This is a genomic window from Chloroflexota bacterium (assembly GCA_020161265.1).
GTDB lineage: Bacteria > Chloroflexota > Chloroflexia > Chloroflexales > Herpetosiphonaceae > Herpetosiphon.
On the sequence record JAIUOC010000001.1, the window covers coordinates 553,408 to 576,265 of the forward strand.

Below are 22,858 nucleotides of genomic sequence, written 5' to 3' on the forward strand. Positions count from 1 at the left end.
TTGCATGCGTCTCCATGCTGAAGCCGCTGATTAGTTGTAGTAGGAATGTTCTATGAATCAAGCAAACTGGAGCCAGAATGCCATGCAGCATTTGGTAAAAACCTTGGTCGTACCAGTTGATCAGCAAGCATGCGAGACATGCTGCGATCAACTGGCCATCTATGCTGAGCGCAACCAACGCATTGCCCAACAACACTTGCCACCCGCCATCCAAAACCATTTGGATGCATGCGTTGGTTGCTCGGAATATTTCGCAGCCCTTGATCGCTCATTTACCGCAGTTGCTAGCGATCTGCCTGTGCCTCAGCCCGATTTGAGCTTTCTGAATCAAGCGCCAAGTTGGTATGAAAAAGTGGCTGCGGCGCTCGCTATGGTCGGCAAACATATTCAGATCAGCCTCAACCAAAGCTTGTTGGATGGCTTCGCCGCCTTACAACCAGTACAACCAGCCTTACGGGGCGAAAACACCCAACCGTTGCAATTGACCTTTACGCCCAGCATTCAGCCCTTACGTGAAATCAATTTGGCAATTTATCCAGCTGAGGCCAACCTTTGTCGGGTGCGCGTGCAAGTGCAGCTCCACGATCGTGAATGGCCCGATTTAGCCAATATCAACGTCCATTTGATCGCTCCCTCAGGCCGGCGTAGCACCGAAACCGATGTTTGGGGCGAAGCCGTCTTCGGCGAGGTTCAAACGGCTGATGTGGCTGGCTTGACGGTAGAAATCGAGTTGCCAACGCCAATTAACTGATAGCCCGCCCAATAATGCGGATCAGCGAACGGGTACTCTGTCTGCTGGCTTGGAGCAAGCGGCATAGTTACCTGTGTTTGAGGCATGCTGCGAATCTGTTGCACTGCTTGGCGTAAGGCCTCGGCGGGAGCAGCACCGCTTTGCAAGGCTTGATAAAATAGCTTCATCAAGACCGCACTGGCCACATCATCAACTGGCCACAGTGTGACCAACACCGCACGTGCGCCAACTGCCAAAAATGCCCGCACCAAACCAAATGGCTCGTCGCCCCGCACAATTTCGCTCACACCGCTTTGGCAAGCACTCAACACCACCAAATCAGCGGCCAATTGCCAAGTGGTTAATATCTCCAAGGCCGAGACGGTTTGCTCAGGGCCAAATTGCAGCCATGAAGCCAAAGGTTGGTCGAGCACAAACACGCCATGGCAGGCAATATGCACAATGCGATAATTGCCAAGTTCGTGTTGAATATTGGGAACTGGCAGTGGATAATGCTGGCCGCCAAGTGCCTGGACTGCTGCTTCAGCCTCGGCATGCGTATGCACCAAGGCTGGTTCAACCCCACCAGCGTAACTTAATGCCCCACAAGCCTCGGTCGCCTGGCTCGATGGGCGTTGGCTCAATTGCAAATAGCTAGCAGCGCTTGGAATGGTAGTTACTGGCAGATCAAGTTGAAGTTCGCCCAACAACAGGGCATTCCACGGCACATGATGCAAAGCTCCATGCGGCACGATAACCACCTGTTGCGCCTGTTGTAAGTAGGCTTGGGCTGGCAAAAGCAAACGTTGCTGCAAGCGCTGCAAAATTGCCGGGCGCAAAAAGCGTCGTCCATCACACTGAAATGGTGAGGTCGCTAGCAGAATATTTGGGTCGATTTGGCAATTGAAGGCTTGAGCTTGCTCAGCAGTAATCGCAAATAGCCAGGTTGCCGCAGGCTGAATTAGCAAGCTGCGCAAGGCTTTGGCACTCGCAGGCAAGGCCGCCAATAAACTGGCCTCAGGCCCAACCGCGCCAATCGTCATATAATCGAGCATCAGGCTGCCCTGCGCCAAACTTTGTTGCAACTCACTCAGGCTAGGAATTGTCCCAATTGCTTGGTTGGTTTGGCCGTTGCGGGCCAGCAAATCGTTGAGTGCGCGGGCACGGGCTTTTTCAGCCATGACAAAGGCAGCTTCAACCTTGGATTGAGCGAGATAGGCCGCCACCGCCCCTTCGTAGACTTGTTGCCAACGCCCCATCAAACTAATTTGCAAGCTTTCGGCCAAAATGGGTGCACGCATCGCCTCGATCAGCTCAATTGCTTGCAAATAATGCTGCTCGGCTTGCTGATGATCATTGCGAGCCGCCGCAACTTGGCCCAACCGAAACCAGACCAAAGCGGCAATTTCTTGGCGCTCAACGCTTTCCACCAGATCGAGCGCTTGGCGATAGGCGGTTTCAGCTTGCTCAAACATGCCCTCAACATGCCAGGCCAAACCATAATTCAAATAGGCATCGATGTGATAAACCCGACTGCTCATCTGGGCTAGGGCTTGCTCAAAATGCTCGCGGGCAGCTTGATATTGACCCTGCAATAAGGCTAATTCACCTAAATTATTGGCGATGCGCCCCAAAAAGTCGGTGGCATTTTCGGCTTGCAAAATCGCTTCGGCCTGCTCAAAATGGCTTAAGGCCTGCGCCCAATTGCCACGATCACGTGCCAACAACCCAAGGTTAATCAACACCAAAGCCTGGGGATACAATAAATTTTGGGCTTGCAAGGTTGCTAAACTGCTATTCAAGCAGCGTTCAGCAGCACGATATTCTTGCAAATGGTAGCGCAAACTACCTTCATTGAGCAGCACATAGGCTTGGCGCACCGGATCAGCTTGGGCTTCCCACAGCGCAAAACTTGCTTGATAATTGGCCAACGCCCGATCATAATTGCCACTGTAGCGGGCAAACGTGGCATCGGAGTTGAGCGCCCGCCCGCGAATCATCGGCTCCAAATCTGGTTGCGCCAATAATTGACTGAGCAACGTACATGCCTCTGCATATTGATCACGCAGGCCAGCAGCGAGGCCACGGTAATACTCAAGCAGTTGACGATCAGCAGTAGTTGGCGCTAAATCAGCTGGAATTTGATTAACCACATCGGCTAGTTCATGCGGCGCTTGACGAATCAGCAACTCGGCAAAGGTTCGCAGATCGGCAAATAAACGAATAGCAAGCGCTGGTTGATTGTTACTTAATCTCAGCTCAGCAGCGATTAATTGCTGGTAGGCCGCGCGAATGCTGGCCGAATCGAACTGGGATTGTAGCTGTTCACGCCGCTCGGCAGGCAAACTTAATCCAGCGGCGCTCGCTCGCAACCAACCAGCCGCTTGAAGTTGCTCGACGCTTGGCGCAGCCGGAGCCAGTAGCGGCCATAATTCAGGATCAAATGGCTCAAACACCAACAGTACTGCGAGATAGGTCGAATCGGCATCGAAAGCAGTCATGGCAACCTCCTACGGAAAGAATTAGGCCATCGGCACGTCATTAATATGCAACGATTGATTTGTTTGTAACGCTCTTTTCAGAATTATCTTAAGGAGTCGAGTGTATGTTTTGGCGCAAAATAAGCTTTATTCTTATCAGCAGTTTATGTTTGATTACCTTAATCTTGCCAACTAAACCAAAGCAAGCTAACGCCAGCAGCGATTTTCAAAATCTGCATTTAATTGTTTCAATCGAATGGCAGCCAGGCCAGCAAGATGCATTACGTCAAGCAAATGGCAACACCTGCACCGCCTTTACCCAAGCATCGCTGCAAGATATTTTAACCACGGCCTTGCAAGAAACCAGCCAAACCCTGTATCAAGCCACTGATGGCCAAGTCTGGGTGGAGCAATACTCGGTTTACAGCAACGGCGAACATTGGAACGATGCCGATATTCGGATTTTGGCCAACAACGATTATCGCCCAACTGCCTTTCTGGGTGGCTTTGAAAAAAGCATTCGCACGATTGAAACCCACGATGGCAAAGTTCATTTTGTGCCAGCAGCGATTATGCTCGGGCGCTTATGGAATGGCATCAACGCCCGTTGTGGCTATTGGTCGGAATTAACTGGTAGCCAAACCATGAGCCATGAATTAGGCCACCATATTTTGGGCTTGCACGATGGCTACGCGCCCGATGCTGCTAGTGCCAATTATACCTATTGTAGTTCAACCAGTAACGACCTTAGTGCTGAATTATCGCATGATCGTTTGAGCCATAACTCGCTGATGTCGTATCACTATAGCGCCAGCAAATTGCGTGGCAATGCAGCCCAGCATTATCATTGCGATACAACACCTCAAACCTTGATGTATGCCATGGATGATTGGGAAACGATTCAAACCCTCTATGGTTTAGTGCCCAGCAATCAGCCAAGCGTGATCGCCCACAATGGCGCGGCCAGCGTTAAATTTATCGCAGCCAATGCCAAGGGCAACACCAGTTTGGTGCAATTTAGCGGATTAGATGATACCCAAGCCCTCGGTTTTAGCGTCAAAGGTTCACCCAATCGACCAACACGAATTATCAACCAAGGCTTGTTGAGTGAGGGCGAGCAAGAAGCATGGTATGGAATCAACTTTAGCGATAGCGATCGGGCAATTGTGCTGGCCCGCGATTGGAACACCAATTCGGTCACATCAATTAGCCAAGCGAAGAGCATTCTAAGCCCAACCAGCAGTTTTACCTTAAGCAATCAACGCTGGGTCGCCGATCTACAAGTCAAACCGAAACTTAATAGCACAAGCACGCTACCCGAAATTAATGCGATTGAAATTCAGGGCAAAGAATGTGGGGCAGTTCGAGGCAAAAAGGTTAATCTATCGTTTTGTCCGGCTGGGGGCAACTGTCGCACAGTTGAAAATATTGATATTAGTAGCAGCCGCACCTTTGCTGCAACCTTTGAATTAACCGCTGCTGAAATCGCTGGTTTAGCCAGTCATCACAACTATTTGTATGCCTATAGCAGCGAGTATCAAACACCAGTTGCCACATGGTATCAAATTGCTGGTGGCTTTGGGCCGGCAACTGCCGAAATCCATGCACCATTGGCCGATGGCAATGTTGGCCTAGATCTGCAAGCTGGCGCGGCGGCTGATGTCAATGGTTTTACACTCGAAGTATATCAACCAGCGCCCTTATGTACCAACTACAACAATTTGCCCAACTATACGATCAAACAATGGCCAACCTTGATTCAGCCCTATATGATTCGTGATAAGCGGCTGTTGGCTTGGTATAGCAATCATCCACCACTGTATGCCCAACTCAGCTATGATCCAAGCTTGTATCGCAACGGCATTCCAACCGTGTTGGTCTATAATCCGGCGAACCCAACCGCTGGCTGGAATGTTGTACCAATTGTGGCTCGCAGCCCTGAATTAGGCTATTTGACCGTCGATCTACGAACCTACACCAGCCAAGGCTTAGTGTACGCATTAGCCCAATAAATACCAAAAGGTGTACCCTCTGCACCGCCCAGGGAACTGAGCAGCCGCTGCGTATAGACGGTGGGCGAGAGTCCATCAAGGTGTGCCCAGCGGGGACACACACGCGGAGTAATCCATACAATTCGTAGGGTCGGTACAATTGCACTGGCTTCATTCTCAGACCCATTGTTCGGTATTTACACCACTATTGAGGCGAGACTGCGGAACTCTGCACCAATGCTGATAGATTCTTCTGCTTCTTTCGGTAATCTATCAGCATTGGTGGTCGGTTACCACCCTATTGGCTCAACCACGCAGCGTAGGTCTTATAGGGCAGAGTTTCCGTCCATGTCCTGATGCTGCCGCCCGATGTCGTCATATAGAGTTGGTGTCCAAATCCATGGATGTTCCTGACTGGATCAGTCCATGAGCGCACCGGCTCCATGCCCCACCACCGCCCTGATTGAGGCGACCAACGAACGAATGATCCGATGATTTGGCGGTCGCCAACGCTTGTAAATCCCCCAGACATATACACCTGTCCACCAATTAAAGCGACCTCGAGAATGATGGGGAGGCCTCTATTGCGACTATCAATCGTAAAATACACCTGGTAGCGATAGGTGGTTCCATTGCGCACAATCGTAACCGTATCGTCCCAAAATCCGGCTTGAATCGTTTCATTACAGGCATCCATGATGATGGGGTTGGGCAAGGTGCTCAACGTTGCCGTATCCAAGCTATAGGCATAGGTCGCATTCGTCGTGCCCGTTGTGGTTGTCACATAGAGGGCATTGCCACAGGGGTCGATGCGGTCGAGACTGGTTGCTGGATCGGACGAAATCCGCGTTGTTGTCCAACGCCGACCATCCCAACGAGCCAGCAATTGACTGTGATCAATCGCATAGATGGTGTTTGGATTAATCGCCACAAAGGATCTAATCGGGTTACTAAACGGCACATCGATGGTACGATCAACCCATGTTGTCCCATTAAATGCGGCAATCCGCCAGCGGGTTGGCGTGCCAATTTTGGTACGAATAGCATAGAGTTCTCCATCGTCGCCTGTCTGCAAACTACTCCACTGATTGGCCGCCGTGTCTTGAACCAAAATCGTCCATTGCTGCCGATCCCATACCATTAATCGGCTCACCTCATTCAGTTTATCCAGCGCATAGCGTTTCCCATGGGCGACCGCAATACGCTCGGTATAACTCCCCGTTGCCAGTTCTTCTCCCCATGTTCCCGCAATCAATGGCAATGGATGCAGCGCATCGTCAGGAGAACCCTGCGGTGGTTCTGCCGCAGCACTCGGTTGGGATGCCAGCACAATGCCCAACAAGAGCAGCAACCCTAGAGATCCAATGAATCGTCTACCACATAGCGCATCAAGTACTTCTTGGTCGGAATAGAGGCACATTCGCGCTCTACTACCCCAAGTATCGCTGATGACTGTACGGATGACCATCAAAAAAGCTCGTGCAATTTATCCACTTCTCTGATGGTCTTCCATGATCTATAACCCGATTACTGGGTATTGCTGGTACGCCAACCCGACCGTACCACCGGACACCGATCGGTTTATTTGTTGCCACCAATGGGCAATGCATTGGCTGCCAATGACAGCGTATAGTGATTAATTGGCTCAGCTTGCCAAAGCTCGCGCATAGCTGACGATGTTTCAAGTAGATCGTTTAGTGGTCCTTGGGCTGCAATCTGACCAGCGTCCATAACAATCACCCAATCGGCAAGCTGAAGGACGGCGCGGCGATGCGAAACAACCAGCCATGTGGTTGGGCGCTGGCGGAGGCCTTGCCAAAGTTGTTGCTCGGTGGTCACATCTAAGGCACTCGAACAATCATCAACGATCATCAACTCGCTCGAACGCACTAACATTCGCGCTAAAGCTGCTCGTTGTAGTTGACCGCCCGATAAGCGCACGCCCCGCGAACCAAGTTCGGTCGCTAGGCCTGCGGGCATATGCTGTAAATCTGGCGCTAATACACTCGTTTCAAGCGCCTGTTGTAATTCATTAGCACTCAAATTTAGCCCTAGGCTCAAATTATCGTGCAGCGAGCTGCTCAATAAGCGCGGCACTTGCGCGGTATAAGCACAATTTGGGGGAATGAGTTGCTCGGCAGGTTGTTCGATCGGCTGATCATTCCAGAGAATTGTGCCATGGGCTGGCACTAAACCAAGCAAGGCCCGCAATACGGTGGTTTTGCCTGAGCCAACTTTGCCGGTAACTACCACAAATTGGCCACGCTCAAGCCTGAAATCAATCGCTTTGATACCAGCTTGGCTGTTGGGGTAGCAATAGCTTAAGTTGCTTATATCAAGCCGTTGCAGTGCTGGTAAGGCGCTGGCTGGGCTAAAATCCAGCTGTTGATCGGGCCTAATCGAGCCATGTTCAACCAAAGCGCTTGGCGCTGCATCCTTTAATAGCTGTTGCATTCGCTGGAACGAAACTCCAGCCTGTTTGTAGTGGGTCAACAATAAGCCAATCAGTGAGGGCAAACGGGTAACCATTGAAAAATAATAGACAAACAGCGAGAAATCACCAACACTAAAATTGCCAGTACGCATTGCCTCGCCTGCGAGCAACAAAATCATTCCCGTGCCAAGACTAATTGTGTTGGCGTAAACGGAGCTGAGCAAGGCGGTGAACGCCCGATCTTTGACCATAAACTGGCGACGTTGGTCGTTGAGTTGTTGAAAATGGCCGATTACCGCAGTTTCAGCATTCGCCACTTTGATCGCTTGGGTTGCCCCAAACATTTCGCCCAGAAAATCGGAAACTTTACTCGTTGCGGCGCGGCTGGCCTGACGATAGCGCTGAATCCGCTGATTGGCAACGGTAAAGGCCGAAACCACGATCAGCAATGGAACCAAAATAATCAAGGTTACCTGTTGATTGATTTGTAACAGGATTCCCAGCGCAATCAGGCTGAACAGCACATTACCAAATACATCAAGCAGCCAAATGCTAAAGGTCAAAATTTCCTCAACATCATCGCGAAAATTGTTGATCGCTGCACTCGATGAGGTATACAAGGCTTGGGCACCTGGCTGAGCCAAAATCCGCTTGAGCATATTTTTGCGCAACAACCCTGCAATGTTGTATTGCACCGTAATATCCATCGCGGTTCCAAGTTGGGTCAATAAACGGCGGCTAATCTCAGTGGTGATCAGGAGGGCTAAGAGCGTCCAGATGCCAAATACCGCTGGAGCCGCGCCACTGAGTTGGTCGAAAATTGCCCGATTGATCAGGCCAGGCAGCAAGGGCGAGATAAAAAATATGCTCCAAATCAAGACCCCAAAGCCATAGATTGCTGGCCGATAGCGGATCAAACGCAGCATTAATTGCCAAGCTTTCATGCGAACACCTCGGTTAAGTCACGTTGTAGCAGTTGGCTATACTGCGATTGAGGGTTTTGTAACAGGGCTTGACGTGAGCCAAACTCGCGAATTGTGCCAGCATCGAGCACTAAAATCGCATCGGCGCGTTGTAAGGTTGCCAAGCGATGGGCGATAATAATCGCGGTGCGGCCTGCCAACAGCCGATCTAAGGCGCGTTCGACAATCGCCTCACTCGCTGGGTCAAGCCGTGATGAAGCCTCATCGAGGATAATTAATTGGGGGTCTTTGAGCAAAATTCGTGCAAATGCCAAGAGCTGAGCCTGACCCGCCGAAAGCCCATTTGGCTTGATCAGTGTGTCGAGGCCATGTTCAAGGCTGTTAAGCCAGTTGGTTAGGCCGAGGGTTTCTAAGGCAGCCAGCAATTGCTGATCAGCAATGGTCTGATCGAAAAAGCTCAGGTTGTCGCGAACGCTAGCATGAAACAGTTGCACATCTTGGGTCACAAAGCCAATCGAGCGGCGCAAATCGACTAAACTGGTGTTGCGAATATCGATGCCACCTAAGCGAATTGTGCCTTGATGTGGTTCATACAAGCGTAACAAAAGCCGAATCAGGCTTGTTTTACCACTACCAGTTCGCCCTAACACGCCTAAAATCTGGTGGGCAGGTAATTCAAACGAAAGCGCTCGCAAGACTGGCGTATCGGCGTTATAGCCAAATGAAACTTGCTCAAACCGCAGATCAAGTGCTTGTTGCGGGATCGTTGGGCCAGTGCCATCAACGATTGCAGGTTGCTGTTGACGCAATTCATCGATGCGCAAAATGCTGGCGCTGGCTTTTTGAAACTCCTGAATTTGGCGTAAAATTTGCTCGAGCGGCGTGGTGAGCAAGCCAATATAGGCAGTGATGATATACACGCCGCCGATGGTGGTTTGTTGCTGTTGATACAGGTAGATACCAATGCCCAAGCCCAAGCCACTAGCAATAATAAACATCGATTGACCAGCGTTATAGAGCCAAGCGGTGGCTAGCTCAGCTTTACGAGTTTTGCGATAGAGCACGAGCATTTGGCGATAGAGCTGTTGCATCACATAATTGCGTGCGCCGCTTGAGCGAATATCTTCGGTTGCCGCCAAGCGTTCTTCTAAAAAGCCAAACAGCTCAGCACTAGCCTGGCGTGATTCGCCCCAGAGTGGCACACCAACCCGTTGCATTTTTTGCAACAGGCTGATCGCCGCCGCAACACAGACGATCAAGCCAACCGCAACTCGCCAATCTTCCAAAGCCAAGGCCACAATAATCCCCAACAGCAACAAGCCATTGCCCAGCAATTGAATAATAAACTGAGTAAAAAAGTTGGCTAAGGTCGTAATATCGCCGTCGATGCGCTCGATTAGCTCGCCTGGTGTTTTTTGATTGTGAAAACTACTATCTAAGCGCAGACAATGGGCGGTCAAATCGGCGCGTAAGGCATTCGTTGCGGTCCAGCCAATTTGCTCGCTCAAATAAACCGCACCGAGCGCTAAAAGTTGTTGTCCAAAGGCGATGCCCATAAAGAGCAATGCCAGTTTGGTCAGTTGCTCCAAAGGTTGAGCAGCGAGCGCCGAATCTAAAAATTGGCGCATAATTTGCGGATTAAGCAATTGCAAGCCAATGCCCAGAAAAACCAAGCATCCTAAGCCGAGCACCCGCCCACGCTGTGGCTTGAGATAGGTTGCCAGTAAACGACGATAACGCGCTAGCGGAAACTGCATGCTTATTCCTTTATACTTGCCAAATAGGTTTGAATCGCCTGTTGCAGAATGGCACAGCCTTGAGCAAGCAAGGCTGAATCGATGGTCAATGGCGGCATGATTTTCAGCACACTATCGCCACGGCCAACCCGCTCGATAATTAACCCTTGGGCAAAACATTCTTGCATAATCGTTTTCGAAGCAGTTGGGCCAAGTTCGGCAAAATCAATCCCCCAAACCAAGCCCTTACCACGAATTGCTAAGCGTGGATCGAGCGGCACTATCTGGGTTTGCAAAAAGCTTTCGAGTTGCTGGGCAAGAGCCTGAATTGAGCTGCTGAAGGCATCAGTTTGCCAATAATCGAGCGCAGCGGTTGCCCCCACAAACGCCAATTGATTACCACGAAATGTGCCAGTATGCTCGGCTGGCTGCCATTGATCGTATTCAGACTTGATCAAGACGAGTGCCATGGGCAAGCCATAACCGCTAATCGACTTGGAAAGCGTCACTAAATCGGGCACAATTCCAGCCGCCTCAAACGAGAAAAAGCTCCCAGTCCGACCACAACCAACCTGAATATCATCGCAGATCAACACAATGCCATGGCGATCGCAGAGGTGGCGCAGGCCTTGGAGCCATTCGGTTGGGGCAACGTAAATCCCGCCTTCGGCCTGAATTGTCTCCAAAATGATCGCCGCTGGTTTATCGAAGCCCGAATGGGTGTCGGTCAAGACGGTTTCGAGATAGTGCAATGAATCGATTACAGCGAGCGGGCCGCGAGGATAGGGCAAAAAGTTGGTGTGGGCTAATGGCACGCCAGCGGCGGCACGATGTTCGGCATTGCCCGTAACTGCTAACCCACCCAGCGACAAACCATGATAGCCACCCATAAAACTGATTACGCTCGTGCGACCCGTGACTTTTCGTGCTAGTTTTAGCGCCGCCTCGACCGCATTTGCGCCAGTTGGCCCGCAAAATTGAACTTTATAGGGCAAGTTGCGCGGCGCTAAAATAACCTGATTAAAACGCTCTAAAAAGCTGCGTTTGGCACTGGTATACATATCCAAGCCATGGATAATTTGATCGGATTCGAGGTAGTTGAGCAGGGCTTGTTTAATCTGCGGGTTGTTATGACCATAGTTCAGCGCTCCCGCCCCAGCAAAGAAATCGATATAGGCGCGTTGTTGCTCGTTATACAGCAGCGAGCCTTGGGCTTGGCAAAACACCGTTGGAAACGAACGGCAATAGGAGCGCACATTGGATTCGTATTGGTCGAACGCGGTGGTATTGATGGTCGTTATTTCACGTTGCATTGATGATGTTCCTTATATAAGGCAATGGGTAATGGGCAATGGGCTATGGTTCATTGGGTTAATAACTAACGATGAGCTATGAACGATTGAAAATACCAATAATTGCTCCGATAGCCTACAGCCCATTGCCATTATTGCTCTGTGCCTCTGCGTTAAAATTTCTCATTATATAGAGCTATGGGCTTGGGCTATAGTTCATGGAAGATTGCTTGAAAATAGCAATAATTGCTCCGATAGCCTACAGCCCATTACCATTATTGCTCTGCGCCTCTGCGTTAAAACCTCGATTGCGCATTTCCGACCCTATGTTCTCTGCTCTATGGCGTTTGCTAAAATGTGTACATGCGGCTGCCGCAGAATGCTGATATGATCGCCGCCGATCACCTGAACATGCAGATTTGGAATGATTGCTTGCCAGCGTCGAGCTGCTGCTGGGTTGGCTTGAGCTTGGAGCAATTGAGCTTCCCCAAGATATGCAGCAGGCTGATAGGCTTGCATGGCATGGGCATGGCTAGTAAAAACCGCATATAACCGTTGCGCCAGATCGAACGGCAGATCAGAATCAATTAGGCCAGCCCTTTGGGCTTGTTGATAGAGCGCCACCAATTGTTGCTCAGCAGGTAGCACTACAATCGCGGGCCAACCGATCTGTTGAGCAGCCAAGCGATCAACATCGGCAAACAGATCGGCGGCGAAGCTCTGAATCAATGGCAATGGATCAGGCGTTGGTTCGGCCAGAAAGCTATCGATCAAACTGAGCATGGATACCTGCTCGCCAGCAAGTTGCAGTTGTCGCGCCATTTCAAGCGCCACCAAACCACCAAATGACCAACCAGCCAAACGATATGGCCCCTGAGGTTGCAGTTGTCGCAATGCTTGGCAATAGTCTTGGGCAATTGCTTCAACCTTGGTATGGGTTGTGCCGCCGTCAATCCCGGGCGCTTGCAAGGCATACAGCGGTTGGCTAGGATCAAGCGCTGTGGCTAGCTCGCTATAACAGCCAACCGTGCCGGCAATCGCATGGACACACATCAATGGCGTGCGTGAGCCGTGGGGTTTAATGGGCACGAGTAGATTAGGGAGCGCTGATCCTGCTTGTTGCTGTTCCAATAAGGTCGCAAATTCACGAATGGTTGGCGCTTCAAAAATCATGCGTAACGGTAAATCATGGCCATAGTGCTGGCGCGTGCGCAGCATCACCCGCGTTGCCAAGAGCGAATGACCGCCGCTGCTGAAGAAATTGGCATCAATACTCATTACGTCAAGTTGAAGCATGTCAGCCCAAATTTCGGCTAAATCGGCCTCAGTCTGATTGCGTGGTGCAACCAGTGTTGTTTGAAAGCCACGGTTGGCAGGATTTGGCGCTGGCAGTTGTTGGCGATCAAGCTTGCCATTACGGTTACGCGGCAATTGATCTAAAACCAGATATTGGTTGGGCAGCATATAGCTGGGCAATCGCTGTTGGAGCGCAGGCTGCACAAGGCTGAGCAACGCAGGAGTATCGACAGCCGGAACCAGATAGGCAACTAATTGTTGCTGCCAAGGGTGCACCGCCGCCTCGCGCAACCAGCTCAATTCGGCCAAGACTGACTCGATCTCGCCTAGTTCAATCCGATAGCCACGCACTTTGACTTGCTGATCAGCGCGACCAATGAAGTGCAAAGCTCCATCAGCAGTTTGGCGCACCAAATCGCCAGTACGATAGAGCCGACTTCCAGCACCAGCAAATGGGTTGGGTACGAAGGCGCTGGCAGTGCGGGCTGGATCATTCAAATAGCCGCGACCAACTCCGATACCACCGATATATAATTCGCCGACTGCGCCCAATGGCAACAATTGCCAGTTTGGATCGAGCACGAACACCTGCATATTGGCGACGGGCTTGCCGATTGGCATGGAGCTATGGCCTTCGGACGGAGCAGTATCAAGCCGTTGCAAGGTCACATCGTCGGCGCATTCGGCAGGCCCATAGGCATTCAACAACGGAATCTGCGGATAGGTGGCAAACCATTGGCGAGCCTGAACTGGTTGCAAGGCTTCGCCCGTTGGCAAAACCCAGCGCAAGCGGTGCAGCAAGGCTTGTTCAGCAGGGGTTTGCAACGTTTCAAGCAAGGCTTGCAACAGGCTTGGCACCGGCTCGAAAATTGTGACTTGTTGCTCAGCCTGAGTTTGGGCTAAGGCCAACGGGTCACGCATCGTTTGATCATCAATGATTGCTACCGTTGCACCAACCAACAAGCCCGACAGCATCTGCCACACTGAGATATCGAAGCATTGCGAAGCGGTTTGGGCCACCACATCATGGGCTTGGAGTTCCAACACCTGATTCATCACCAACAGATGGTTGAGCATCCCAGCCTGATCGATCATCACGCCTTTGGGTGTGCCGGTTGAGCCAGAGGTAAACAGGGTATAGGCCAATTGCTGAGGGTGGGTTTGGATCGCAACAGGTTTGGTTGCTGCATCATTCCATCGTTCGATTAACTGCGGCTGATTGTGTGGCTCAAGCAACGGCTGAACATGCTCAGCAAACCAACGGGCTAAATTGGGTTCGCAGACTAAGGCTGGAATCGCAAAGCCCTGCAAAATCTGGGCGATGCGCTGGGCTGGCCAAGCAGGATCAAGCGGCAAATAGGCTGCCCCAGCGTAAAAAACCCCTAAAACCGCAACCACAACATCGCTGGTACGTGGCAGCAAAATTGGCACGAGGGTTTCTTGCCTAACGCCATGCTGTTGTAGTTGGGCCGCTAAAGCCATAGCCCGTTGCTGCAAAGCCTGATAGGAATAACGCTGATCAACATCGCGCACCGCAGTTGCGTTGGGTGTCGCTGCAACTTGCTTGGCAAAGCGTTCTAAAAAACCAGCAGGGCCAAAATCGTGCTGAGTTTGATTGCTTAGCTTGAATAAAGCGGTTTGGGTTTGGTCATCAAATACGCTAATTGTGTTAAGTACTTGATCAGGCGTGGCAGCAACCACCCGCAACACCTGTTGATAATGCCCAAGCATGCGCTGAATCGTGGCCTGATCGTACAAATCGGTGTTGTATTCAAACCAACCTTCCAGCCCAGTTGCGGTTTCAGTCAAGGTCATGGTCAGGTCATATTTGGTGCCATGCGCCTCGGTATCGAGAAATCGCAGTTGCAAATCGGCGATCTCATAGTTAACCTTGGGCGTATTTTGCAGAACAAACATCACCTGAAACAACGAACCATAGCCTGCGCCACGGTCGGGCTGAAGCACCTCGACCAACTGCTCAAACGGCAAATCTTGGTGGGCATAGGCTTCAAGCGTGGTTTCGCGCACTTGCGCCAAAAATTCGCGAAAGCTCAGCTGCGGCTGAACATCGCAACGCAGCAGCAGCATATTGACGAAAAAGCCGATCAAATGCTCAATTTCAACCCGATCACGATTGGCAATTGGCGAGCCAACCACAAACTCTTGCTGTTGGCTATAGCGAGCCAGCACCAGCTGAAACGCCGCTAATAACAGCATAAACATCGTGGCATGTTCGCGTTGGGCGAGGTGTTGCAACTGCTCAATTAATACCTGATCAACACGAAATGGCAAGGCTGCGCCACGACCAGTCTCGTGTTTTGGGCGTGGTCGATCGGTTGGTAAGGCCAAGGTGGGCAAGCGCCCAGCAAATTGGTTTTGCCAAAAGGCTAATTGTTCGGCCAAAATCTCGCCCTGCAAATATTCGCGCTGCCAATAACTAAAATCGGCATATTGCAATGTTGCTGGGGCTAAATCGAGCGCTTGACCCGCGAGCAAGGCACTATAGCAATGGCGTAATTCCTCAATAAAAATTGCCAGCGACCAGCCATCAAAAATCGCATGATGCAGATTGAGAATCAGCACATACTGCTGCTCGGCCAGCCAGAGCAAACGCCCATACAACAATGGGCCTTGCGCCAAATTAAAACGATGGGCACTATCGATCAGTAATTGCTGTTCGATAATTGAGCGTTGTTCGATTGTTGATGCTTGTTCAATTGCTACCAAATAGCGTAGATCGACGATCGTTAAATCAAAATCATGTTTATCTGCAATCGCCTGAATCGGCTGATCGTTGAGCACTGGAAAGCTGGTACGCAGGCTCTCGTGGCGGGCGATCACCGCATCAAAGCTCTGTTGCAAGTATCCGACATGCAGCGGGCCATCAATCTGCACCGCAAACAAAATATTATAGGCTGGATTGCCAGGCTCGAGCTGGTCGATAAACCACAAGCGTTCTTGGGCAAACGATAGCGGAACTGGCTGGTTGGCAGGCCGAGGCCGAATTTGGTTTGGCACGGCATGATCGATGCCTGCTTCTTCAAGCAAATAGGCCAGCAACTCAAGGTCATCGGTCGAAAAGCCTTGGGGCAAGGTTTGGGTCATGATTGGCTTGTCCTTCCTGCGGCCTTTTGTTGCAAGGCCTGTTTGGTGCTGGCACTCATGCTTTTAATCTGTTGCAGTGCGGTGGCAATTTTATTGATTCGCTCTGCCTGAGCTTGATTCGCCAGCAAATGCTGGCTTAATTGGGCAATTGTTGGATAATCGAACAACATTCGAATACTTGTGCTTACTTGCAAAAGCTGTTGCATGCGCGAGACAACTTGGGTGGCGTTGAGTGAATGGCCACCCATGCGGAAGAAATCGGCGTGAATATTATCAATTGACAAGCCCAAGGCCTCTTGCCACATATCGGCGAGGGTTCGCTCGAGCGCTGTTTGCGGTGGGGCGGCCATTGGCTGAAGCGTAGGCAACGGGTTGGAATAGTGCTCCGCCGTCCAATGCCCAACCAACTGAACAGCGCTAAGTGTGCTGGTAGGATGCTGCGCCATTTGGCGTAAAACCGCTTGGAAATCGGCGGCCAACGCTTCAATTGATTCAGCGGCGAACAATTCGCTAGCATATTCCAGCGTCAATTGATAGCCAGTTGCAGCGGGCTGCACCAACAGCACCAAATCGGTTTTGCTGGCCTGAATTGGTGTAGCTAGGGCTTGGGCTGGCGCACCCAAAACTAAAGGCTGGCTGGGCGCGTTTTGCAACACCAACAAACTTTGAATCAGCGGAATCTGCGGTTGGTTGTTGCGCTCATGCGCCACGTTGGCCACAATCTGCTCGAATGGTAAGGCTTGGTGTTGGTATGCTTGTAAGGCAACCATGCGGGTTTGCTGCAATAGATCAAGCCACGTTTGCACGGCAGTGCAATGCAGGCGCAAGGGCAAGATATTAATAAAAAAGCCAACGCAACGCTCAAATGCTGCATGCTCACGGCCAGCGCTGAGCGTGCCAATCAGCAGATCGCTGCGCTGAGTGCGTTGATAGAGCACAGTTGCCCATCCCGCCAGTAACAGCATAAACAAACTAGCATTATTGGCGTTGGCCAAGCCTTGTAATGCTTGGATAACCTGCTGATCAAGTTGATAGGTTTGGCTGCTGCCCAAGCCCTGCATGTGTGCCGAACGCGGATAATCGGTTGCCAAGGCTGGGAGCGGATCAAACAGGGCAAACTGGGTTTGCCAGTAGGTTTGCAATTGGGCGAGGCATGCCGAATCAAGCTGCTGGCGTTGCCAAGCCACAAAATCAAGGTAATCGTAGGCTTGGCTTGGCAGCTGAATTGGTTGGTTTTGCTCTAAGCTGGCATACAGCTGGCTTAATTCAGCCCACAGCACGCCCAACGACCAAGCATCAATAATGCTATGATGGATAACCACCAGCACGATGGCGTGATCGGGGTGTTGCGCCAAGCCGACTCGTAACAATGGAGCTTGCGTCAAATCGAATGGCCGATCAAGCGAACTTAACATCCTGTCCAAGCTTGCATTTGGCAGAAGCTCAAGCTGCCAAACTGGCTTGAGCATAATCACTTGCTGCGGCATTCCCTCGATGAGCTGAATGCTGCTGCGTAATATTTCATGACGGTCGATAACCTGCAACCAGCTTTGTTCAAGCGCAACCGCATCAAGCTGAGCATCGATGCGCCATGCATGGATGACATTGTAGGCGGTGTTTGGGCGTAATTGCTCGGCAAACCACAGGCGTTGTTGGCTAAACGAAAGCTGATGCAATTGCTTGGTACGCTGATAGAATTGAGGTTCAGCCTGAGCAAAGGTTTGCTGCTGCGGATCGATTAACCGCGCCCAGGCGGCCAAGCTTGGTTGCTCAAACAAGCTCGTAATCGAAAGCTGAAGCTGCCACGTGTGCTCAATTCGTTTGAGCACTTGCATCGCATTGAGCGAATGACCACCAAGCTGCAAAAAATTGCTCTCACGCCCAAGCTGTTCCACACCCAAGATTTCGCGCCAGATTGTCGCCAAACGCTGTTCAGTCAGGCTTTGCAATGGTTGTTTAATCGGGGCATCAGGGCGTGGCAAGGCTGCCCGATCAAGCTTGCCATTGGGTGTTAATGGTAATTCGGCCAGCTGTACCCAAAAACTTGGCAGCATATAGCTTGGCACATGGTGGGCTAAGCTTGCGCGTAAGGCTTCGCAATCGATTGGCTGATTAGCAACCAAATAGGCGGTCAACTGCGGATCATCAGCAACCAGCGTAATTGGCTGAACCACAACCGCTTGCAATGGTGCTAAGCGCAGAATCTGGGCCTCAATCTCACCAAGCTCGATTCGAAAGCCACGAATTTTGACCTGCTGATCGTTACGCCCTAGGTAACAAAGCTCATTTGCCGCATTCCAATGAGCCAAATCACCAGTTTTATACATTCGTTCGCCAGGCGTGGTAGCCCACGGATTAGGCAAAAAACGTTCGGCAGTTAAATCGGGGCGTTGCAAATAGCCTTGCGCCACTCCCAGCCCAGCAATAAATAATTCGCCAACATCCTCAGCTGCAATAGGTTGATACTGGGCATCGAGGATAACGCTGGTCGTGCCAGTAAGCGGCTGGCCAATCGCTGGTGGCTGGCTGGCAGTGCGCTCAACGAGTTGGTAGGTGGCATAGGTCGTGGCCTCGGTTGGCCCATATAAATTGAATACGCGCTGGATGTTTGGCTGCTGATAGAGTTGCTGCGCTAATCGCAAGCTCAGCGGCTCACCAGCAAGATTCACCGTGAGCACGCTAGATGGAAGTGCCTTATGTTGCAACAACGTTTGCAGCGCTGACGGCACGCTATTGATCAAACGAATCGGGTGCTGCGAGTGAAACAGCGCTGGATCAAGCAGATTTTCCACCAGCACCAACGTACCGCCACTAATTAATGGCAGAAAGATCTCAAAAATTGAAAGATCAAAGTTGATCGAGGTTGCTGCTAAAATTCCAGCGCGTTCGGCTGCGCTAAACGTGGTTTCAGCCCATGCTAAAAAGGTGAGTGCATTGGCATGGCTAATCAGCACACCCTTGGGTTGTCCGGTTGATCCAGAGGTATAGATGATATAGGCAGGAATTTGGCTATGATAGCTGAGTTCGCGCCACGCCAAATTCCTCGACCAAGGCTGATCAATCAACATACCCTCAATAGTGTTCAGGGGCAAACCTGCTTGGCATGCCGTTTCGCTGACCACCAGCATGGCCTTAGCATCGGCCAGCATAAATTGCAACCGCGCGGTTGGATAGGCCGGATCAAGCGGCAGATAGGTCGCGCCAGCCTTGAGAATCGCCAGCATCCACACGATGAGCTGTGGCGTGCGGCGCAAACAAATGCCCACAACGCTGCTTGGTTGCACGCCCATGTGTTGCAAATAGGCCGCTGCTTGGTTGGATTGCTGCTCAAGCTCAGCAAACGTTAAGCCATGACCTGCGGGCGTTTGCACCGCCCAAGCGGCAGGCGTTTGGTTGGCTTGAACCGTCACCAGTTGGGTAATATTCGCATAGCTCATTCGCCGACCGTCCGTTCTTGGCGCTTGGATGCTAAGGCTTGTTGGCGCTGCTCAGGTGTAGCTTGCTTAATTTTTTGCACCAACTCGGCAATTTTGGCAGTTTGGCCAGGCTTGGTTTCTTGTTGTAATAGGGCTTGTTCAACGCCGCGAATGGTTGGTTGGGCAAATAGGCTGCGCAAACTCAGATTGACCCGTAATAATTCGCGAATGCGGGTTAGCACCAAAACCGCATTCAACGAATTACCGCCAACCTCGAAAAAGTTTTGATCAATGCTGGCAATTGGTTGCTGCAAAATCTCATGCCAAATTGCTGCAATCAGCGCTTGAATTGGATTACTCGGAGCAATACTTGGTGCTTGCTCAAACGTTACGTCAAATTCTGCTAGCAAACGGGCATAATCGCGCTTGCCATTGTTGGTAAGCGGCAAGCGTTCACACAGCAGCCAGAGATTGGGTTGTAGATAATGGGGCAGCTCAAGAGCCAGCGCTTGGCGCAGTTGTTCAATGCTAAGCGCTGGCTGATTTGGCACAACCCAAACTACTAAGCGCTCGTGTTGATCAAGTTTTTGCACAAACGCCCAGCAATCGGCAACTCCTACTTGGCGACAAATCGCTTGTTCAAGTTCGCCCAGCTCAATCCGAAAGCCGCGCACTTTGACTTGCTGATCGCTACGCCCAAGGTATTCTAGCTCGCCAAATTGATTAATCCGAGCCAAATCGCCGCTGCGGTAGAGCCGTGCCCCAGTGCTTGACCATGGATCAGGTACAAAGCGTTGGGCCGTCAACGCCGCTTGCTTGAGGTAGCCCCGCGCCAAACCTGTCCCGCCCACATAGATCTCGCCGACTGCACCTTGAGGCACAAGTTGGCCATGTTGATCGAGCAGATATATGGTTAAATCGGCGATTGGCTGGCCGATTAGACTGGCTTTTGCCTCGATCAAGTCATCAAGCTCCAGCCAACGCTCAGTTACATGCACCGTAGTTTCGGTGATGCCATACATATTGAGCAGTTGCGGCGCGGGCGCAGGATAGGCTTGATACCAAGCGGCGAGGCTGGCCAGATCAAGCGCCTCGCCACCAAAGATGATCAAGCGCAGCGCCAAATTCGCTGCCACCGCTGGCGTGAGTTGGGGCAATAGTTGACGAAAAGCCGAGGGCGTTTGATTAAGCACAGTTACCGATTCGTCTGCCAACAATTGGCTGAACGCTTCGGGTGAGCGAGTTGTGGTACTTGGCACAACCACTAAACGTCCGCCATACAGCAATGCCCCCCAAATTTCCCAAACTGAGAAATCAAAGGCATATGAATGGAATAAGCTCCAAACATCATTGGCACTGGGTTTAATCGTAGTAACTGTTGCCGCGAATAAGCGCAACACATTGGCATGGCTCAACAACGTGCCTTTGGGTTGACCAGTTGAGCCAGAGGTATAAATGATATAGGCAAGTTGATCGGGATGGATAGTTGGCAAGAGTGATTGATTGTGAATTGGAAGTTGATCAAGGTTGAGAATGGTGGTTGATTGTGAATCAATATTGTGCAACAGACTATTTTGAGTAACAATTAAATTAACGTGGGCATCGGCCAGCATCCATTCGATTCGGCTGGTGGGCAACTGAGGATCGAGCGGCAGATAGGCTGCTCCAGCCTTGAGAATCCCCAAAATGCCGATGATTAATTGCAGCGAACGCTCACACAACAAGCCGATTGGTTGTTCAGGTTGTACACCTTGGGCCAATAGCGCATAGGCCAATTGATTGGCAGCTTCGGCCAATTGTTGATAGCTGATCGCTTGCTCGGCATAACTCAGGGCAATTGCCTGGGGTGTTGCCAGTGCTTGTTGAGTAAAATGCGCAACTAAACTGCTGTTGATCGGGTAAACTTGCCGATTTGAATTCAGCAGATTGAGCATAGTGGCCTGTTCAGGTTGCTGCAATAATTTCAGCTGAGCGATTGGGGTATCTGGTTCTGCCAACAACTGCGCCAAGAATTGGCCATAGTGCGCGGCAAATTGGCTGGCAAACTGCTGCGATAGCTGTTGTGGATCATAATTCAGCTCGCCCGTAATCTGCCCCGCTTGCTCAAACAAGATTAGGCTAAGCGGAAATTGCGGTGCTTGTTGGGCAAAGGCATAGGGTTTGATCACCAGATTTGGGGCTTCGAGCTGGCCGGTTGGCATATTTTGCAAGGCAAATAGCGCTTGAAATAGGGGTTGTTGATCAAGTTTGCGCTCAGGCTGCAAGGCTTCAACCAGCAATTCAAACGGCAATTCTTGGTGGGCATAGGCTGCCAAGCTAGTTTGGCGTACCCGCTCCAACAATTGGCGAAAGCTGGGTTGGCCACTTAAATCGGCTCGTAGCACTAAACTATTGATAAAACAACCGATTAAAGGCTCAGCTTCAGGCCGCAAACGCCCAGCAATCGGCGAACCAACCGCAAAATCGTGTTGCTGCGTATAACGGCTTAACAGTGCAAAACAGCCCGCCAACAAGCTCATAAACATGGTCGTGCCATGAGTTTGGTTCAAGCTGGTTAAGCGTTCGACCAAGGCGCGATCAAGTTGGACAGGAATGCTCGTTAACACCGTTTGGGCGGGCTTTTGGGCTTCGTAAGGCAACGCCAAATTAGGCAAATCGGCCAACTGTTGTCGCCAGTACGTCAGCAATTGCTCTAACATAGTGCCCTGTAATTGTTGGCGCTGCCAGACCGCTAAATCACGATATTGCACTGGTAAGGCTGGCAGCTGATGCGGTTGTTGGTTTAATGTTGCTCGATAGATGTGGGCTAGCTCGTCGATCATGATCCCAATCGACCAGCCATCGCTAATCCAATGGTGTTGTACAACTAAGAGAATATGTTGTCTTTCTGCTAAGCAGACTAAAACGCAACGCAGCGATGGCGCAATTGTGAGATCAAACGGTGCTTCAAAGGCGGCCAATAACACGTGCTGGCATTCGGCCGCAGGATCGTTGGCCGAATGCAAATCATAAAAAGCCCAAGGCAACTGCCAATTGGCGGCGACCTGTTGCAATGGCTGGCCATCCTGCCACAGCACATGGCTGCGTAAAATGGTATGGCGTTCGATCAGTTGCTCGAAACTCAGGCGCAAGACTTCACGATCTAACTCGCCGTTGAGTTCAATCGCTGCCGGAAGATGATAAGCCGTGCTAGTTGGGGCAAATTCATACAAAAACCACAACCGTTGCTGGGCAAAGCTTAGCGCCACAGGCTGATCATCTTCGAGCCTTGGAATCGGTGCAAATAGATTGGGCTGAGTTCGCGCCAAAAATTGGCATAGCTCAGCCTTATGCTGGCGTAATTGGCTTAATAGTTGCTCACTCAGTGCGCCTGGCGGGGCATCGTAGCATAAACGCTCGCCTTCAAGCCAAATCCGAATATCGGCTGCCCGTAATTGGGCCAACAATTGCCACAT

General features: G+C 51.1%; 10 protein-coding genes. 2 read left to right on the forward strand and 8 right to left on the reverse strand.

Annotated features, from left to right (window positions below; all coding sequences use genetic code 11):
- Positions 1-52 precede the first annotated feature (52 nt).
- A complete protein-coding gene (locus LCH85_01860) occupies positions 53-751 on the forward strand; it encodes a hypothetical protein (GenBank protein ID MCA0350718.1) in 699 nt (232 codons plus the stop codon).
- Here LCH85_01860 and LCH85_01865 read toward each other — a convergent pair.
- The gene (locus tag LCH85_01865; protein ID MCA0350719.1) at positions 691-3,231 is read right to left on the reverse strand and encodes a CHAT domain-containing protein; all 2,541 of its coding nucleotides are present in this window, start codon (positions 3,229-3,231) and stop codon (positions 691-693) included. The genes LCH85_01860 and LCH85_01865 overlap by 61 nt on opposite strands.
- Before the next feature lie 104 nt (positions 3,232-3,335).
- Here LCH85_01865 and LCH85_01870 point away from each other — a divergent pair, with 104 nt between their 5' ends.
- Positions 3,336-5,222 carry a hypothetical protein gene (locus tag LCH85_01870; protein MCA0350720.1) on the forward strand — a complete coding sequence of 629 codons (1,887 nt, stop codon included), beginning with the start codon at positions 3,336-3,338 and terminating at the stop codon, positions 5,220-5,222.
- A 277-nt stretch (positions 5,223-5,499) separates the two neighbouring features.
- Here the strand turns inward: LCH85_01870 and LCH85_01875 are convergent, their stop codons facing one another.
- From LCH85_01875 to LCH85_01905, 7 genes are all read right to left on the reverse strand, one after another.
- Complete coding sequence (locus tag LCH85_01875; protein ID MCA0350721.1) at positions 5,500-6,552, reverse strand: hypothetical protein; 1,053 nt, start codon at positions 6,550-6,552, stop codon at positions 5,500-5,502.
- Positions 6,553-6,782: 230 nt separating this feature from the next.
- Positions 6,783-8,579, reverse strand: coding sequence for an ABC transporter ATP-binding protein/permease (locus LCH85_01880; protein MCA0350722.1), 1,797 nt, complete (start codon positions 8,577-8,579; stop codon positions 6,783-6,785).
- The gene (locus tag LCH85_01885; GenBank protein ID MCA0350723.1) at positions 8,576-10,315 is read right to left on the reverse strand and encodes an ABC transporter ATP-binding protein/permease; all 1,740 of its coding nucleotides are present in this window, start codon (positions 10,313-10,315) and stop codon (positions 8,576-8,578) included. Before LCH85_01885 ends, LCH85_01880 begins: the two co-directional genes overlap by 4 nt.
- A gap of 2 nt (positions 10,316-10,317) precedes the next feature.
- On the reverse strand, positions 10,318-11,607 hold the full coding sequence (gene ectB, locus LCH85_01890) for a diaminobutyrate--2-oxoglutarate transaminase (protein ID MCA0350724.1): 1,290 nt from the start codon (positions 11,605-11,607) through the stop codon (positions 10,318-10,320).
- 303 nt (positions 11,608-11,910) lie between these two features.
- Complete coding sequence (locus LCH85_01895) at positions 11,911-15,987, reverse strand: amino acid adenylation domain-containing protein (protein MCA0350725.1); 4,077 nt, start codon at positions 15,985-15,987, stop codon at positions 11,911-11,913.
- Positions 15,984-19,424, reverse strand: coding sequence for an amino acid adenylation domain-containing protein (locus LCH85_01900; GenBank protein MCA0350726.1), 3,441 nt, complete (start codon positions 19,422-19,424; stop codon positions 15,984-15,986). Before LCH85_01900 ends, LCH85_01895 begins: the two co-directional genes overlap by 4 nt.
- Positions 19,421-22,858, reverse strand: a complete 3,438-nt coding sequence (locus LCH85_01905) for an amino acid adenylation domain-containing protein (GenBank protein ID MCA0350727.1) — start codon at positions 22,856-22,858, stop codon at positions 19,421-19,423. Before LCH85_01905 ends, LCH85_01900 begins: the two co-directional genes overlap by 4 nt.

Coding starts and splice junctions, on each gene's coding strand:
- LCH85_01860 (MCA0350718.1), top strand. CDS start 53: ATGAATCAAGCAAACTGGAGCCAGAATGCCATGCAGCATTTGGTAAAA.
- LCH85_01865 (MCA0350719.1), bottom strand. CDS start 3,231: ATGACTGCTTTCGATGCCGATTCGACCTATCTCGCAGTACTGTTGGTG.
- LCH85_01870 (MCA0350720.1), top strand. CDS start 3,336: ATGTTTTGGCGCAAAATAAGCTTTATTCTTATCAGCAGTTTATGTTTG.
- LCH85_01880 (MCA0350722.1), bottom strand. CDS start 8,579: ATGAAAGCTTGGCAATTAATGCTGCGTTTGATCCGCTATCGGCCAGCA.
- LCH85_01885 (MCA0350723.1), bottom strand. CDS start 10,315: ATGCAGTTTCCGCTAGCGCGTTATCGTCGTTTACTGGCAACCTATCTC.
- ectB (MCA0350724.1), bottom strand. CDS start 11,607: ATGCAACGTGAAATAACGACCATCAATACCACCGCGTTCGACCAATAC.
- LCH85_01895 (MCA0350725.1), bottom strand. CDS start 15,987: ATGACCCAAACCTTGCCCCAAGGCTTTTCGACCGATGACCTTGAGTTG.
- LCH85_01900 (MCA0350726.1), bottom strand. CDS start 19,424: ATGAGCTATGCGAATATTACCCAACTGGTGACGGTTCAAGCCAACCAA.
- LCH85_01905 (MCA0350727.1), bottom strand. CDS start 22,858: ATGTGGCAATTGTTGGCCCAATTACGGGCAGCCGATATTCGGATTTGG.